The sequence below is a fragment of the Arthrobacter sp. PAMC25284 genome, from assembly GCF_019443425.1.
Lineage (GTDB): Bacteria > Actinomycetota > Actinomycetes > Actinomycetales > Micrococcaceae > Arthrobacter > Arthrobacter oryzae_A.
Window position 1 is genome coordinate 3,295,369 of the sequence record NZ_CP080382.1, and the last position, 15,605, is coordinate 3,310,973.

The following is a 15,605-nucleotide window of genomic DNA, read 5'->3' on the forward strand; positions in this document are numbered from 1 at the left end:
CGGCGTCTGGTTCGGCTTGTTCTGCCGGCGGCCAAAGCGTGCTGCCGAACGTCAACGCTTGGATCTGTCCAGGGCATGCCAGGCCCACTCGGAGCCGTTGCGGTTCATGAACGTTGGGCGCCGGCCGGCGACAAGCTGTGCCAGCTCCGGGCTGTCGGCGGGGAGGTTATTTCAGCGCCGATTTCCCGGAACGTGCAGGCCACGCCTAGTAGCCGATGAGCCGGAGCCACGGAGAGGGGATCCTCCAGTCCGGGGTGGAGCATGCCTGGCAATGGCTCAGGATACGGGGTGGCCCGGCGCATTCCTGCGGGTGGGTATCTTCTGCAGCGAAGGGCGCAGTGTCCGGGGCCGGCAGCCGATGGGCCACCAGCGACATGAGCCCGGACAGGTGTGATTCAAAGATGTATTGCCACGGTTCTGGCGCCAGCCGCGCCAAGGTCCGCAGGTCGGCGTCGCCGGCGACGTTCCATTTATCCGCCAAGGCACTGACCGCGATGTTCAGGTTCAATCCGGAGAGCCGCAAGTGATCACGGATCTCGGTCCAGTTCCTGTCCGGCCGCTGAACGGTACCCGTACCGTCGGCGTTATGGAGCACCAGGAGTTCCCCCAGCAGTTCCCGGCCCTGCCACAGAATTGCCGTCAGTGTATTGGCCTCTCGGATAGCCGGAGAAGGCGTGCCGGTCGTGAGGGGGCGATGCGTGGGCAGTGTGCGCTTCGAACCGTGACCGGGATGTGAATAGTGGGGCGGCGTGATGCCGGCGACGTGTTCCTGAGGATGCGATGCCACGGCGCTGAGGCCACTGGGAACTAGAAACATGATGCGGCCTTCACTGTCGGCAACCCGGCTGACCGCTTGGGTCCCGTGGCTTTGCGTCACCGGCTCGCGCCGGTTTTGCCTTTATCGATGAGCAGATGCCCGATTACCTGGATAGTTTATCCAATCGATGCAGTAAGACGATGCGTTAAATCTGTGTTTCTTGCCTCATTCCGTTGTATGGGATGAATCCGGTTGCGCGACTGGCCGCGGGCCGGGACCCGGCTGGTCGAAGCCGGCTGACTGCTCCGGTTGCCCGATTTATGCCTCTCTGCGCATCCTTGGGATGCCAGGCTGCGCGTCGGGTGTGGTGCCCATGACCTGCGACGGCAACCGATTTGTTGATGCGGAAATCTTCCGGTAAAGTATTTACTCGTTGCCCCCCTAGCTCAGTGGTAGAGCGCGTTCTTGGTAAGAACGAGGTCACCGGATCGATTCCGGTGGGGGGCTCTGAATGAGGGCCTGTGTCAAGGCGGTTTTTGACCGGCTGAGCGCAGGCTTTCCTCATTCGTGGCGGTGTAGCTCAGTTGGTTAGAGCGCACGACTCATAATCGTGAGGTCGGGAGATCGAGCCTCCCCACCGCTACAGGCAAGACCCCCGGAATCCGCTTGATTCCGGGGGTCTTTCTGTCTCGCTGGCCCACATCACCTGGGCGCGGTCTGTTCGACCTCGATCAATTGTCCGTCCGGGTCGCCCGGGACATTGAGCAGGAAGTCGGGTTTGTCCGGAGCGGTACCTCCACCGGTGTTGATAAGGATCCAGGTGTTGGCCGGCCGGACCATCAACGGCGGTCCGCCGAAGACGGCGGCAAAGCCCAGGATCGGCTCATGGAAGTCAGGCGACGCGTCAGGGACGGCGCCCCCGAGCGTCGAGCTATGCCGGGTTTCTGCGGTCCGGCCGGCGACGGCGGGCAGTTTTCCGGAGCGCTTAAAAGGTCCGCAAACCCCCGCTTCGGGGACAGACTGGACTAATGACACGAATCGCAATCATTGGCGGCCACGGCAAAGTGGCTATGGAACTGTCCCGGCTCCTCACGGCGGACGGGCACGAAGTCACGTCTGTCATCCGTAAAGCGGAGCAGCAGGACGATGTGGCCGGCACCGGCGCCACGCCGGCGCTGCTGGATATCGAGCATGCGACGACGGCGGAAATGACCGGGGCGCTCCGCGGCCACGACGTGGTTGTCTTCTCAGCCGGCGCTGGCGGCGGGTCCCCGGAGCGGACTTATGCGGTGGACCGGGATGCCGCCATCCGCTCCATGGACGCGGCGGTCGACGCCGGTGTGAAGCGCTATCTCATGGTTTCCTACATGGGCGCCGGGGAGGATCACGGCGTCCCCGAGGACAACAGTTTCTTCGCCTACGCCGAATCCAAGGCAGCTGCGGATTCCTACCTGCGCGGCACCAAACTTGGCTGGACCATCCTGGGCCCGGGGTCCCTGACCGACGGGCCGGGCAACGGACGCATCGAGGTCAACCCTGCTGACACCTCGGACGGGAACTCCACCGCACGGAACAACGTCGCGCTCGTCGCCGTCGCCGTCCTTGCCCGGCCCTCCACCGTCGGGCGCACCATCGAGTTCCGCGATGGCGACATGCCCCTCGGCGAGGCCCTCGGTGGGGCTCTCGGCGGGTAGCCGGCGTCCCCTGCGGGGCCGGCCGGACGGTGCGGTTTTAGCGCTGGCCGGTCCGGCCCGGCAGGGCAAGTTCGAGGGCGTTGGCCTCGACATAGTCCAGCGCATGCCGGATGGCGCCTACGGTGACGATCGCGTCGCCCAGCGGGGACACGGTGACCCGCGGGGGAGTAGCGGTGAACCGGGGGAGCAGGGCAGTGATGCCCGGGAGCAGGGCGCCCGCGGAATTCGCGACGGCGCCGCCAATGACCACCTGCTCGGGATTGGCGAAGCCGGACACCGTGGCGATGACCCGGGCCATCCGCTCCGCAATCCGGTCAAGGATTCCCAGCGCCGCGGGATCGCCGGCGGCGGCGTCTTCAAAGACCCGCCGCGCACTGGCCGGGTGACCGCCAGCGCCGGACCGGCCGGCGGCAGCTCCCTCCGCGGACCACTGCCTGGCCAGGCTGGCAATGCCGTCGCTGGACCCGACGCCTTCCACCAGATCCAGATAACCCATTTCGCCCGCGGCGCCGGCGCGCCCGTGGAGCAGCCGGCCGCACTCGATGACCCCGGCACCGAGGCGTTCGCCGGCCAGGAGCACAACAAGGTCATCCACGCCGGCGCCGGAACCGCGCCAGCGTTCGCCGAGCGCGGCGAGGTTGGCGTCGTTCTCCAGCAGTACCGTCCAGCCGTGCAGCTCCTTCAGCGCGGTGCGGAGTCCGACGTCGAACAGGCTCCAGAAGTGCTGGGTCACCAGGACGTTGCCGTCGCGATCCACCGGTGCCGCGATCCCGGCTCCCGCGGCTAGTACCTGGCCGGGGTCTGTCCCGGCGGCCTCCAGTGCTTGCCGGCAGGCCGCGTCCACCACGCGGATCCTTTCCTTGGCCGGGATATCGGTGGTACGGAAGCGCCCGCTGGCACGCCCGATGACGTTCCCACGCAGGTCGGCGACCGCCGCCGTGGTGGTCGCGGCGCCAATGTCGAGGCCGAGAACCACGCCGGCCGCGGGATTCAGTTCGAACCGGCGGGCCGGTCGGCCCTTCCTCGGACTTTCCGGGCTGACGGTTGCGGGCAACTCCATGCGGGCGCCGTCCAGCTCGCGGATCCAGCCGCGCCGGATCAGGTCTTCGCAGACTGCGATTACCGAGGCGCGGGTCAGGCCGGTAAGGGCCATCAGTTCGGTGCCGGTGGCCACGTCGGTGCTGCGGACATGGCCCAGCACGGCCTGGGCGTTGACCCGGCGCAGCAGTTGCGGGGTGGCGGCGACAACAGTCTGGGGCAGCACGATATTGACCTCCTCTACCGTGGGACTCATAATTGAACCAGCAATATATTTAGTTTGTATCTAAAATACCAGCTCCGAACCCCGAAGGATTCTTCCTTGTCCAACATCGCCACACTGGCAACCCTGTCCGGTTCCGACAACGCCGCCGATCCGAACTGGTGGCGCCAGGCGGCTGTGTACCAGATCTACCCGCGGAGCTTCTCCGATTCCAACGGCGACGGCCTGGGTGATATCAAGGGCATCACCGCCAAGGTTCCGTACCTGAAGGAACTCGGCATCGACGCGGTCTGGCTGAGCCCGTTCTACCCCTCGGCGCTGGCCGATGGCGGCTACGACGTCGATGACTACCGCGACGTGGACCCGAAGCTTGGCACCCTGGACGACTTCGATGAAATGTCCGCCGCGCTGCATGCCGCGGGCATCAAGCTGATCGCGGACATCGTGCCCAACCACTCCTCCAACCGCCATGTCTGGTTCCAGGAAGCGCTCGCGTCGCCCAAGGGGTCCGCGGCACGGGACCGTTATATTTTCCGCGACGGTTTGGGCGAGAATGGCGAGCTGCCGCCCTCGGACTGGGATTCGGTCTTCGGCGGCCCGGCCTGGGAGCGCATCACGGAACCCGACGGCACCCCCGGCCAGTGGTACATGCATATCTTCGCCACGGAACAGCCGGACCTGAACTGGTCCAACCGCGAAATCCGCGACGATTTCCTCAAGACCCTGCGGTTCTGGTCCGACCGGGGCGTGGACGGGTTCCGCGTCGACGTGGCGCACGCCCTGACCAAGGACCTGACCGAGCCGCTGCTGTCCAAGGTCGAGCTCAGCGAGGCCAACAGCGGCACCGACGGATTCGACGACGGCTCGCACCCGTTCTGGGACCGCGACGCGGTCCACGACATCTACGTCGAATGGCGCGAGGTCTTCAACGAGTACAACCCGCCCCGCACGGCCGTCGCCGAAGCGTGGGTGCACGCCAGCCGCCGGGCCCGCTACGCGAGCCCACAGGGCCTGGGCCAGGCCTTCAACTTCGACCTCCTGCAGGCCGACTTCAACGCCGACGAGTTCCGCGAGATCATCACCCGCAACCTTGCCGAGGCCACCGAGACCGGCGCCTCTTCCACCTGGGTCTTCTCCAACCACGACGTCGTCCGGCACGCCACCCGCTACGGCCTCCCGCAGGGCGACGGCAAGCACGCCAAGGGCCAGGACGGCAAGGGCTGGCTGCTGGCCGGCGCCCCGGCCGAGGAACTGGACATCGAGCTCGGCCTGCGCCGCGCCCGTGCCGCCACGCTGCTGATGCTGGCCGTTCCCGGCTCCGCCTACCTGTACCAGGGCGAAGAGCTCGGACTGCAGGAAGTCACCGAGATCCGCGACGACGAGCGCCAGGACCCGAGCTTTTTCCGCGACCGGGGTGTCCAGATCGGCCGCGACGGTTGCCGTGTGCCGCTGCCGTGGGCCGCGGAAGGCAGCTCCTTCGGCTTCGGCGACGGCGGCGCGCACCTGCCGCAGCCGGAATGGTTCAGCCGCTACGCCGTGGCGGCCCAGGAGGGCATCAAGGGATCCACCCTCGAGTTCTACCGCGAGGCCCTCAAGCTGCGCCGCGAACTCCAGGGCGCCGAGGAGCTGCAGTGGCATGAGACTGCCAGCGAGAACGTGCTGCACTTCAGCCGTCCGGGCGGCTGGCAGTCCGTGACCAACTTCGGTTCGGAGCCAGTGGAGCTGCCGGCCGGTGACGTGCTGGTTAGCAGCGGCCCCCTCGACGGGGCCAAGCTGCCGGCCGACACGACCGTCTGGATCCGGTGATCCGGCTGGCTCCGGTGAGTGCGGCCGCCCGCCAGCGGACGGACGGAGCGCGGCCGGTCCAGGAGCTGAACTACGGTTGCATGGGCCTCGGGGGCAGCTGGTCAGAGGACTCGTACTCGTCTGCGGATGTCGACCAGGCCGCCGCCGCAGTGGAAGCCGCACATGCGGCGGGAATCACCCTGTTTGATCACGCGGATATCTACCGCCGGGGAAAGGCCGAGGCGGTGTTCGGCGAGGTGCTGGCCCAGACCCCCGGGCTCCGGGACCGGATCCGGGTGCAGACCAAATGCGGCATCCGGCTCAACGAACAGGGGCTGGACGCATACTACGACCTGAGCCGGGAAGGAATCCTGGAGCGGGTTCATGAAAGCCTGGCCCGGCTCCGCACCGACTACGTCGACGTCCTTATGCTGCACCGGCCGGATCCGCTGATGGACCCGGCGGAGGTGGCGTCCGCCGTCGGGCAGCTCATGGCCGAAGGCAAGGTGCGGGCACTGGGCGTGTCCAACATGTCCGGGCCCCAAATCGAGGCAGTGCAGGACCGGCTGGAAACCCCGGTGCTGGCCAACCAGCTGGAAATGAGCCTGCTGAAGCGTGCATGGCTGGAAAGCGCCGTGCTGGTCAACCATGCGGAGGGCGCGGACTACAGTTTCCCGCACGGCACCGTGGAACACTGCGTCCGGCACGGAGTCGCGGTGCAGGGGTACAGCGCGCTCGCCCAAGGGCTGTATACAGGTGCCCTGGCGTCTGCGCCGACCCCGGCAGAGGCGGCCACATCCGCCCTCGTGGCGGCCATGGCGGCAGAACGGAACACCACGGGGGAAGCGATTGTGCTGGGCTGGCTGATGAAGCACCCGGCCGGGATCTCGCCCGTGATCGGCACCGCCAACCCGGACCGCATCCGGGCCTGTGCCGGAGCCCCAGAGGTGGCGGCAGCCATGACCCGGGCGCAGTGGTACCGGCTCTGGGTCACGGCCAGGGGCAGCAATATCCCCTGACCGCACTCAGCCTTTCGACGCGCAGGCTGCTTTTCGCTACGCGAAAGGCCCTGCGACACCGGAATTCCGGTGTCGCAGGGCCTTTTGCGTAGCGCTGGCGGGTTTCCGCGTCGAGGCAGGACTAATGCGGCTGTGATTTTCCTCGTATCTGGCCCATATACGACTGGACTGCTTCGCTGAAGTCGCCCGTCTGCCGCTAGCGTAGGTGTATGACCTCTACGACCATCGCCGGATCCGTCCGGCCCCAGCGCAACATCCCCGCCGACATTGCCCGCTCGTGGCTGCTGGTCAATGCAATGAAGACGGAACTTTTCGATCAGTCCGCAGAGTCACGGGCAGACGCGATCATCCTTGATATCGAAGACGCTGTGGACCCTTCCCAGAAGGACGCCGCCCGCGATAACGTCGTGAACTGGCTGGCCGCCGGCGGTAACGCCTGGGTGCGGATCAACGACGCGACCAGCCGCTTCTGGGCCGACGACCTCGCCGGTCTCCGCGGAACCCCCGGCCTGCTCGGCGTGATGCTGGCCAAGACCGAGTCCGCGGACCAGGTCACCGAAAGCTTCCACCGCATGGACGGCAAGACGCCGGTCATCCCGCTCGTGGAGTCGGCCGTGGGCATCGAGGAAGCCAATAACATCGCCAAGGCCCAGGGTGCGTTCCGGCTGGCCTTCGGCTCCGGCGACTTCCGCCGAGATACCGGCATGGCCGCCACCCCCGAGGCCATGGCCTACCCCCGCGCCAAGCTTGTCGTCGCCAGCCGCGTCGGCAACCTGCCGGGTCCCATCGACGGCCCTACCGTCGGGACCAACCATCCCATCCTGCGCGAACAGACCGGCATCACGGTCACGATGGGCATGACCGGCAAGCTCTGCCTCGCGATTGACCAGACCAGCGTCATCAACGAGGTCATCAGCCCCACCCCCTCGGACGTCGCCTGGGCCACCGAGTTTATGGCGGACTTCGAAGCCGGCGGCCGCGTGATCCGCGACGGTTCGGACCTGCCGCGACTGGGCCGTGCCGAAAAGATCATGAAGCTCGCCGTGGCCTTCGACGTCCGGCCGGCGCTCTGATCCGGAACCTGCAGTAAACAAGGAGACCCCGTGGCCGATACCCGATATCTGGTCCACGGGGTCTTTTGGGATGGTGCCCGGGATGTGGTGCCACCTCGCGCCGGTAAACTGGAACTATGCTGACCGAATTCTGGGCCACCGCCTCCACCGCTTACAAGACGCTCGTTTTCAGCGCCATGGGCCTGATCGCCGTCGGCATGATCCTCACCATCGTGGGCAACACTTCAGGCAACCAGGGACTCGCCCTCGCGTCGCTGCCGGTCATCGGGCTCGGACTTATCCTGCACATTGCCGGACTTGTGGTTCGCGGCCAGGCCATCCGCAAGAGCCTCAAGCGCTAGCTGGCGGCCGCACCAGCGTCTGCGTTCGGCCGGACATGGCTTCGCGCGTGTTCCACGGCCGCAGCCAGGGCCGTGAACAGGTGTTTGTGGTGCCGCAGCGAGCGGATCACCCCGACATTGGTGACCAGATCGAGATGCTGCGGCTGGACGCCCTTGAGCAGGACCGTCACCCCGCGCAACTCCAATGCGGAGATGACTTCCACCAGGGTATGTGCTCCGGTGGCATCCAACATCCGCAGCTGCGAGAGCCGGATGATGGCCACCTGAATATCCTGGACCTTGTTGATTTCCTGCAGGACGCGCTCCGCGGCCCCAAAGAACATGGCGCCGTCCAGCCGGAAGATGGCGATGTGCTTATCCCCGGGAACACGTTCACCGGGGATCTCCTCGCGCTGGACCCCGCTGAGCGAGGCGAACTTCCGCAAGGTGAACACTGCCGCGGCTGCGAGCCCGATCTCTATGGCCACAATGAGATCGAAAGCCACCGTGATGAGCGCTGTCAGGACGAAGACGGCGGCGTCGGCGCGGGTGGAGCGCAAGACGGCGTTCACCGTCCGTCTGGAGACCATACGGGTCGCCGTGACCATCAGAATGCCGCTCAGGACCGCCAGCGGGATCCGACCGACCAGCCCGGCGGCCAGATAGATAATAGCCAGCAGCACGAGGGCGTGCACGATCGCTGAGAGCCGGGTCTTGGCGCCGGAGCGTACGTTCACCGCCGTTCGGGCAATGGCACCGGTGGCGGGCATGCCGCCGAAAAACGCGGCCGCCATGGAGGCCAGGCCCTGGCCGGTGAGTTCGCGGTCCGGGACGTAAGCGCCGGTGGGACGCCCGTCCGGGCCGACCATCCCGGACGCCACCCGGGCCGAGAGAAGGGATTCGATGGCCGCCAGGGCCGCTATGGACACGGCCGGCATAAGCAGGCCACCGACGGGGGATGCGTCAAAGGCCGGCATGGCGGGCGTGGGCAGGGAATGCGGCAGCGCGCCGATCCGCGGGATGTCCAGCCGAAGCAGATCGGCAGCCACTGTGGCCAACAGCACCGCGATCAGGCTGGCCGGCAGCGCCTTGTGCAGCCTCGGGAGCAGCAACATCACCGCAGCTACGCCCGCGACCACCGCCAGGGTCTGCAGGGCCGTGGGGAAGCTGGACCGGGAGGCGCTGCCGATGGCGCTGAGAAGAGTGTTCTCGCCCGGGACGCCCGCGGTGCCGGTGGCCATCGGGACCTGCTGGAGGAAGACGATCGCGGCGATGCCGAGCGTGAAACCCTCCACCACCGGCCAGGGGATGAAGGCCACGGCCCTGCCCAGCCCGCTGAGCCCCAGCGCACAGACCAGCAGGCCAGCCAGGAGGGAGACCACCGCGATGCTTCCGGCGCCGTGGCTGGCGACCACCGGGGCGAGGACCACAACCATGGCGCCGGTAGGGCCGGAGACCTGGACGTTCGAACCGCCCATGATGGCTGCGACCAGACCGGCCACCACGGCGGTGATGAGCCCGGCCTCGGCACCCACGCCCGAGCTGACGCCAAAGGCGAGTGCCAGCGGCAGGGCCACGATGCCTACGGTAATTCCTGAGAGCAGGTCCGTCTTCCAGGCCGAGTGCAGGCTTTGGTAATCGTGGCGGGACGGCAGGAACCTGCCGAGGTACGTGCGGGCGGCCCTCACAATCCGAGGCCGCCCAGATGTTCACCCGGAAGCTCCTGGGCGAGCTGCAGTTGCTCTCCGGATTCCGCCAGGCTGTCCAGGAGGAAGGTGCGGGCAATGGCCAGCAGCTCAGAAATCTTCGGGTGCGCCAGTTGGTAGGTCACGGTGTTTGCTGACCGGACCGAGGTCACCACCCCGTGCCTGCGCAGGGTAGCCAGGTGCTGGGAGAGGTGCGAGGCCTCAAGTCCGGTCTCGGCCAGCAGGTAGCTGACCGGCGCCTGGCCGTCCGGGGATGCCGCCAGCAGTTCCAGCACCCGGATCCGGGCAGGGTGGGCCAGGGCCTTAAAAAGGTTCGCCTTAATCTCGTACAAGGGGATCTGTGCCGAGGAAATCATGTGTGGCCGGTTCCTCCCGCGCCGCTGTCCATTCAGGACCTGCGATCAGTTGATGGAATGATGTTTTCATCATACGCATGATCTGAAACGGGCGTCGCCGGACAGGGACCACGCCGGCCTGGCGGCGTCACGGAGCAGGCCCGCAAAGGGCGTGGCGCTAGTCTTGATTCCATGACTATCAATCCGGATCTGCAGGGACGCAGCTACCCTGCCGCAGAGGTGTACGACGTCGGCCGCGAAAAGATCAGCGAGTTCGCCCGGTCAGTGAAGGCGACCCACCCGGCCCACTACGACGTCGACGCGGCCAGGGCGCTCGGCCACCGTGACCTCGTGGCGCCCCCGACGTTCGCGATCATCGTTGCACAGCGGGCCGATGCGCAGCTCATCGAAGATCCGGAGTCCGGCATCGACTTCTCCCGCGTGGTCCACGCAGACCAACGCTTCACCCACCACCGTCCCATCGTCGCCGGCGACCGGCTGGTTGCCGAACTGTCCGTCGACGGTGTCCGTGCGATGGGCGGCGGCGCCATGATCACCACCCGCGCCGAAATTTTCGCGCTGGATGCCGACGGCGGCCGTGCAGCCGTCGCCACAACGACCTCGTCCCTGCTGGTCCGCGGAGAGGGACAGTAACCATGAGCCAGACATTCTCAGACCTCAGCGTCGGCCAGAGCATCGGCAGCCGCAGCATCACCGTCACCCGCACGGACCTCGTCAAGTACGCCGGCGCCTCTGGAGACTTCAACCCCATCCACTGGAACGAAGCCTTCGCCACCGGCGTTGGCCTCCCCGGCGTGATCGCACACGGGATGTTCACGATGGGCTCCGCCGTCCAGCTCGTGACCGACTGGGCCGGGGACCCTGCCGCCGTCGTCGATTTCCAGACCCGCTTCACCAAGCCTGTCCCGGTGGCCGATACCACAGGAACGCCGGATGCCGGCGCGGTTATTGAAGTCAGCGGTGCGATCGGGGCGCTCGACGCCGATGCCCGCACCGCCCGCGTGGACCTCACCGTGGTGTCGGGCGGCCAGAAAGTCCTGGTCAAAGCCCAGGCCGTCGTTTTGCTGTCCTAGCCGATGAAACCGGTGAGAAGCGCCCGTCCCGCCACAGCCCGTGACATCACGCGGTGGCGCAATGCCGTCGCTGCGGCCTACGGCTTCAGCGGCATCGCTTTCGCCAGTTGGATTTCCCGGCTGCCCGCCATCCGCGACGGCCTTGACCTCACACCGGGCTCCGTGGGGCTGCTATTGCTCTGCATGACGGTGGGATCGTTTGTCTCGGTATCCGCCTCAGGCCTGATCGTCCTGCACTTTGGCTCCAGGCAGACCATCCGGATCGGCAGCATTCTGGTCGGCTGCGGATTGGTCCTGACAGGCTTCGGCACCTCGGTTATGGCGAATCCGCTGGCCGTTGCTGCAGGGCTGGCGGTCATCGGCCTGGGCACCGCCAGTTGGAACACCGCCTCAAACGTGGAGGGCGCCGCCGTCGAACGTGCGGTGGGCCGGCACATCATGCCCCAACTGCACGGGATGTTCAGCCTCGGCGCCGTGGCGGGAGCCGGACTGGGTGCCTGGTCCGCAGGCACCGGGGTACCCGTCTTCTGGCACCTCGCCGCCGCCGGACTGCTGGTGGCCGGCTCGGTCAGCACCGCGGCGCAATGGTTCCGCGCCGACAGCACACCGCTGGCGGCCCAAAAAAGTCTCACTCCCGCCAAAGTCGACATGTTCGAGGACCCGATCACGGGCCCGATCCCCATCGTCCGGATCCGCCAGGAGGGGGCCCACGAGGAACGTGGGACGGCCGTGGAGCTCCCGCTGGACAACAAACGCCAGATCGCCCAGGCCTGGCGCGACCCACGGACGCTGTTGTTGGGCTTTATGGTGCTGGGACTGGCCCTCGCGGAGGGCGCGGCGGGGGACTGGGTGGCGCTCGCGCTGGCGGACGGCCACGGCCAGTCCAACGCGGCAGGAGCCGCGGGCTACGGCCTCTTTGTCACCTTCATGACGATCGGCCGCTTCGGCGGAACCATCGTGCTGGACCGTTTCGGCCGAGTCCCCGTGATGCGCTGGTGCGCCGCGATGGCCGTGCTGGGGCTTGGCCTCTTCGTTTTCGCCCCGGTACCGTGGCTGGCCTTCGTGGCCCTGGCCATCTGGGGACTCGGCGCCTCGCTCGGCTTCCCGGTGGGCATGTCCGCCGCCGCCGATGACCCCCGCACCGCCGCCGCGCGGGTTTCGGTGGTCTCCACGATCGGCTACGGCGCGTTCCTGTGCGGGCCTCCGCTGCTCGGCCTGCTCGCTGAACACGTGGGCATCCTCCACTCCCTGCTGGCCGTAATGGTCATGCTCGTCGCCAGCTTCCTGCTCGCCCCGGTGGCGAAGCCGCTGGACCGGCTAAAGGCGGAAAGCTAGACTCCGGGAAACGCTCCGTTTTCCAGTTCCCGGTTTCGATTTCGCGAGGGTGCGATGACCGCAGCCAGGCCCGGCAAACCGGTTGAACGATTCCAGTTAGGCTGGTCAGGTGACCCAGACACTGCTTTCCACCCTGACAACGGCCGCCGTCGGCGGCCCCGCCGGCACATACCTCGAAGCCGGCACCGAAGCGGAAATCATCGACGCCGTCCGCACCGCCGACGCTGCGGGGGAGAAGCTGCTGATTATCGGCGGCGGGTCCAACCTGCTGGTGTCCGACGACGGCTTCCCCGGAACCGTCCTGAAGATCGCCTCGACCGGATTGACGGTGAACTCGGAAGACTCCTGCGGCGGCGTGTCCGTCGTCGTTCAGGCAGGCCACAGCTGGGACGGCCTCGTGGAACACGCTGTCCGGCATGCCTGGTCCGGGATCGAGGCGCTGTCCGGCATCCCGGGGGCCACGGGCGCCACCCCGGTGCAAAACGTGGGAGCCTACGGGGCCGACGTCTCTCAGACCATTGCCGCGGTGCGGACCTGGGACCGGGAGCGGAACGCCGTGAAGACATTCACCAATTCCGAGCTGAAGTTCGGCTACCGCGATTCCATCCTCAAGCAGACCACCGTCAGCGGCTCGCCGCGATACGTGGTTCTCACGGTGGAATTCCAGCTGCTGCTGGGCCGGATGAGCGAGCCAATCCGCTACGCCGAGCTGGCGCGCGCTCTCGGGGTTGAGCCCGGCCACCGGGCCTACTCAACCGATGTCCGCCGTGAGGTGTTGCGGCTCCGCGCGTCCAAGGGCATGGTGCTTGATCCAGCCGACCGGGATACCTATTCCACAGGCTCCTTTTTCACCAACCCGCTAGTTCCGGCCGAGACCGCGGCCGGCCTGCCGGAGGACGCCCCCCGGTACCCTGCGGGCTCAAACGGCCTGGTCAAGCTCTCGGCGGCCTGGCTGATCGAGAAGGCAGGCTACGGCAAGGGGTTCGGGCTGGAGGCGGACAGCGTTTCTGGCGGCCGGGGCCGCACTGTCCACCAAACACACTCTGGCCATCACCAACAGGGGCGGCGCCAGCGCAGCTGATTTGCTGGCAATCGCCCGCGACGTGCAGGGCGGCGTCGCCGGACGCTTCGGCATCGAACTGCACCCGGAACCGTTGCTGATCGGCTGCGAACTCTAGGACGCGTCCCCTTCAGGAAACGAGGCGACTACGGTTTCGCTGGCCGGGAGACCGGCGGAACCGGGTCCCGGCCGTCAGCCCCGTGCGGCGGTGTGGTTTTGCTGAAAATCATATATGTGAAGCCGGACGCTGCCGCCCCGAGCAGGAAGACCTGGCAGAACGCCACGGACTGGGCACTGGGCCCGTTGCGAAGGATAAGGCCGGCACAGGCGAACGCGATGGCTCCCGCCAGCAGCGCCACTGATCCGAAGAGTAAGTTCCGCATCGTGGCCGTGAGGTCGCCGGCGTCGGGGTCCGCGACGGCATCCCGGAGCGGGGCGCTGTCCAGACGCCGGGTCAGGGCGGCGGCCGCAATGAAGCTCACCACGGTAATGGCCAGGCAGGCCACGGCACCGAGCTGCAGGGCGCTCATCAGCGGGGACAGGCTCGTGCCGCCGGCGATCGCGACGGCGAGACCGGCGCTCATCCCGGCAACGCTGGAGATCCAGCCCAGCAGGGCCAGTCTTCGGCACAGGGGCCGTATCTGCGGCCACAGCTCACTCATGGTCATGCATCAATGGTAGGGATATCCGCTGGGCGGCGGCTGGGAACAACCGGGACGCCGGCCGGTGAGCCGCACAGGGCGTCCCTCCCGGTCCAGGACCTTGCCGGCCGCCTCGTGCACCGTGGGACAGCAGGTCCCCGGTGCACGCCCGGTGCGGGCACCCGGGCAGCCATGCAGCAGGCCGAGGGGCACCGCCGTCGTGCCCGGACCGTTCGACGCCGTTAACGGGCTGCGGCCTGCAGCCCAAAAGTCCTTTGGGCTGCAGGCCGCCAAATACCGGCGGTTCCTGGGGGAATAGCCTTCCCTAGAGGGTCCCGGTGGCGACGTTGAGCATGCGGCGCAACGGCTCGGCGGCGCCCCAGAGCAGCTGGTCACCGACCGTGAAAGCGCTGATGTACTGCGGACCCATCTCCATTTTGCGGATCCGGCCTACCGGGATATCCAGGGTGCCCGAGGCGGACACCGGGGTGAGGTCCGCCATGGAGTCTTCCTTGGTGTTTGGCACCACCTTGGCCCATTCGTTGTCCTCGGCCAGGAGTTTTTCGATCTCGGTGACGGACAGGTCCTCGCGGAGCTTCAGCGTCAGCGCCTGGGAGTGCGAGCGCATGGCGCCGATACGGACGCACAGGCCGTCCATGATGACGTGGTTTTCACCGGAGGTGCCCAGGATCTTGTTGGTCTCCACCCCGGCTTTCCACTCCTCCTTGGACTGGCCGTTACCCAGGTCCGCGTCGATCCAGGGGATCAGCGAACCGGCCAGCGGGACGCCGAACTGGGTGGCGTCGATGTCGGTGCGCTGGTGGGCCAGGACCTTGCGGTCGATCTCCAGGATCGCCGACGCCGGGTCGTCCAGTTCCGTGCTGACCTCGGCGTTGAGCGTGCCGAACTGGCTCAGCAGCTCGCGCATGTGCCGGGCGCCGCCGCCGGAGGCCGCCTGGTAGGTCATGGAGGTGCCCCACTCGACGAGGCCGTTCTTGAACAGCCCGCCGAGGCCCATCAGCATGCAGGACACGGTGCAGTTGCCGCCGATGTAGTCCTTGACCCCGCCGGAGAGGCCGGCGTCGATCACGTCGCGGTTGATCGGGTCCAGCACGATGATTGAGTCATCGTTCATGCGCAGGGTGGAGGCGGCGTCGATCCACAGGCCGTCCCAGCCCCGGCTGCGGAGTTCGCCGTGCACCTGTTTGGTGTAGTCGCCGCCCTGGGCGGTGACGATAATCGGCAGCTTCGCCAGGGTCTCGACGTCGAACGCGTCCTCGAGCTTGCCGGCCCCGTCGGCGAAGGACGGGGCGGCACCTCCGGCGTTGGAGGTGGAGAAAAAGACGGGGTTGATGGTGGCGAAGTCGCCCGCGTCCTGCATGCGCTGCATCAGGACGGAACCGACCATGCCACGCCAACCCACCAGTCCAACGGACGGAGTAGCTGCTGTAGTCATTGGGCAAGTCTAGACAGTCGAGCCCCGGTGCGCGCAGTCGGTTACGTCACCCCGGCCCGGCAGCGGGCG

Annotated in this window: 15 protein-coding genes, 2 tRNA genes, 1 pseudogene and 1 riboswitch; of the genes and pseudogenes, 11 read left to right on the plus strand and 7 right to left on the minus strand. The window is 67.2% G+C overall.

Going from position 1 to position 15,605, the window contains the following annotated elements:
• Window positions 1-205: 205 nt before the first annotated feature.
• Window positions 206-817, minus strand: a complete 612-nt coding sequence (locus tag KY499_RS15260; protein WP_123257023.1) for a hypothetical protein — start codon at window positions 815-817, stop codon at window positions 206-208.
• Window positions 818-832: 15 nt separating this feature from the next.
• Window positions 833-907: riboswitch (cyclic di-GMP riboswitch) on the minus strand.
• Between the two features lie 285 nt (window positions 908-1,192).
• On the opposite strand from KY499_RS15260, the gene KY499_RS15265 reads away from it, so the two are divergent.
• Window positions 1,193-1,264 (plus strand) — tRNA-Thr (locus KY499_RS15265).
• Window positions 1,265-1,326: 62 nt separating this feature from the next.
• Window positions 1,327-1,400 (plus strand) — tRNA-Met (locus KY499_RS15270).
• Between the two features lie 59 nt (window positions 1,401-1,459).
• On the opposite strand, the gene KY499_RS15275 is transcribed toward KY499_RS15270, so the two are convergent.
• Entirely contained in the window at window positions 1,460-1,792 is a 333-nt protein-coding gene (locus tag KY499_RS15275; protein ID WP_148045269.1) for a hypothetical protein, read from the minus strand.
• Between KY499_RS15275 and KY499_RS15280 the strand changes: the two genes are divergently transcribed.
• Window positions 1,786-2,451 (plus strand): SDR family oxidoreductase, encoded by a 666-nt coding sequence (locus tag KY499_RS15280; protein ID WP_123257024.1) that lies wholly within the window; start codon window positions 1,786-1,788, stop codon window positions 2,449-2,451. The two genes, KY499_RS15275 and KY499_RS15280, sit on opposite strands and share 7 nt — an antisense overlap.
• Before the next feature lie 37 nt (window positions 2,452-2,488).
• Here the strand turns inward: KY499_RS15280 and KY499_RS15285 are convergent, their stop codons facing one another.
• Window positions 2,489-3,745, minus strand: coding sequence for an ROK family protein (locus KY499_RS15285; RefSeq protein WP_123257025.1), 1,257 nt, complete (start codon window positions 3,743-3,745; stop codon window positions 2,489-2,491).
• Between the two features lie 66 nt (window positions 3,746-3,811).
• Here KY499_RS15285 and KY499_RS15290 point away from each other — a divergent pair, with 66 nt between their 5' ends.
• The 4 genes from KY499_RS15290 to KY499_RS15305 all read left to right on the plus strand — a co-directional run bounded on the left by KY499_RS15290 (window position 3,812) and on the right by KY499_RS15305 (window position 7,930).
• Window positions 3,812-5,518 carry a glycoside hydrolase family 13 protein gene (locus KY499_RS15290; RefSeq protein WP_219885765.1) on the plus strand — a complete coding sequence of 569 codons (1,707 nt, stop codon included), beginning with the start codon at window positions 3,812-3,814 and terminating at the stop codon, window positions 5,516-5,518.
• Window positions 5,519-5,598: 80 nt separating this feature from the next.
• The gene (locus tag KY499_RS15295; RefSeq protein ID WP_219887042.1) at window positions 5,599-6,516 is read left to right on the plus strand and encodes an aldo/keto reductase family oxidoreductase; all 918 of its coding nucleotides are present in this window, start codon (window positions 5,599-5,601) and stop codon (window positions 6,514-6,516) included.
• 209 nt (window positions 6,517-6,725) lie between these two features.
• Window positions 6,726-7,589, plus strand: a complete 864-nt coding sequence (locus tag KY499_RS15300; RefSeq protein WP_123257027.1) for a CoA ester lyase — start codon at window positions 6,726-6,728, stop codon at window positions 7,587-7,589.
• Between the two features lie 116 nt (window positions 7,590-7,705).
• Entirely contained in the window at window positions 7,706-7,930 is a 225-nt protein-coding gene (locus KY499_RS15305) for a DUF3188 domain-containing protein (RefSeq protein WP_123257028.1), read from the plus strand.
• Here the strand turns inward: KY499_RS15305 and KY499_RS15310 are convergent.
• On the minus strand, window positions 7,927-9,597 hold the full coding sequence (locus KY499_RS15310; protein WP_219885766.1) for a SulP family inorganic anion transporter: 1,671 nt from the start codon (window positions 9,595-9,597) through the stop codon (window positions 7,927-7,929). The genes KY499_RS15305 and KY499_RS15310 overlap by 4 nt on opposite strands.
• Entirely contained in the window at window positions 9,594-9,971 is a 378-nt protein-coding gene (locus KY499_RS15315; RefSeq protein ID WP_219885767.1) for a helix-turn-helix transcriptional regulator, read from the minus strand. The genes KY499_RS15310 and KY499_RS15315 overlap by 4 nt, the downstream gene beginning before the upstream one ends.
• Before the next feature lie 171 nt (window positions 9,972-10,142).
• Between KY499_RS15315 and KY499_RS15320 the strand changes: the two genes are divergently transcribed.
• The 4 genes and pseudogenes from KY499_RS15320 (at window position 10,143) to KY499_RS15335 (ending at window position 13,557) form a co-directional block, all read left to right on the plus strand.
• On the plus strand, window positions 10,143-10,604 hold the full coding sequence (locus KY499_RS15320; protein WP_123257031.1) for a MaoC family dehydratase N-terminal domain-containing protein: 462 nt from the start codon (window positions 10,143-10,145) through the stop codon (window positions 10,602-10,604).
• A gap of 2 nt (window positions 10,605-10,606) precedes the next feature.
• Window positions 10,607-11,044, plus strand: coding sequence for a MaoC family dehydratase (locus KY499_RS15325; RefSeq protein WP_219885768.1), 438 nt, complete (start codon window positions 10,607-10,609; stop codon window positions 11,042-11,044).
• A 3-nt stretch (window positions 11,045-11,047) separates the two neighbouring features.
• The gene (locus KY499_RS15330; protein ID WP_123257033.1) at window positions 11,048-12,379 is read left to right on the plus strand and encodes an MFS transporter; all 1,332 of its coding nucleotides are present in this window, start codon (window positions 11,048-11,050) and stop codon (window positions 12,377-12,379) included.
• Between the two features lie 109 nt (window positions 12,380-12,488).
• A pseudogene (locus tag KY499_RS15335) lies at window positions 12,489-13,557 on the plus strand (UDP-N-acetylmuramate dehydrogenase).
• A gap of 28 nt (window positions 13,558-13,585) precedes the next feature.
• On the opposite strand, the gene KY499_RS15340 reads toward KY499_RS15335, so the two are convergent.
• Window positions 13,586-14,107, minus strand: coding sequence for a hypothetical protein (locus KY499_RS15340; RefSeq protein ID WP_258190818.1), 522 nt, complete (start codon window positions 14,105-14,107; stop codon window positions 13,586-13,588).
• A gap of 298 nt (window positions 14,108-14,405) precedes the next feature.
• Window positions 14,406-15,536 (minus strand): aspartate-semialdehyde dehydrogenase, encoded by a 1,131-nt coding sequence (asd, locus tag KY499_RS15345; RefSeq protein WP_219885769.1) that lies wholly within the window; start codon window positions 15,534-15,536, stop codon window positions 14,406-14,408.
• Window positions 15,537-15,605 lie beyond the last annotated feature (69 nt).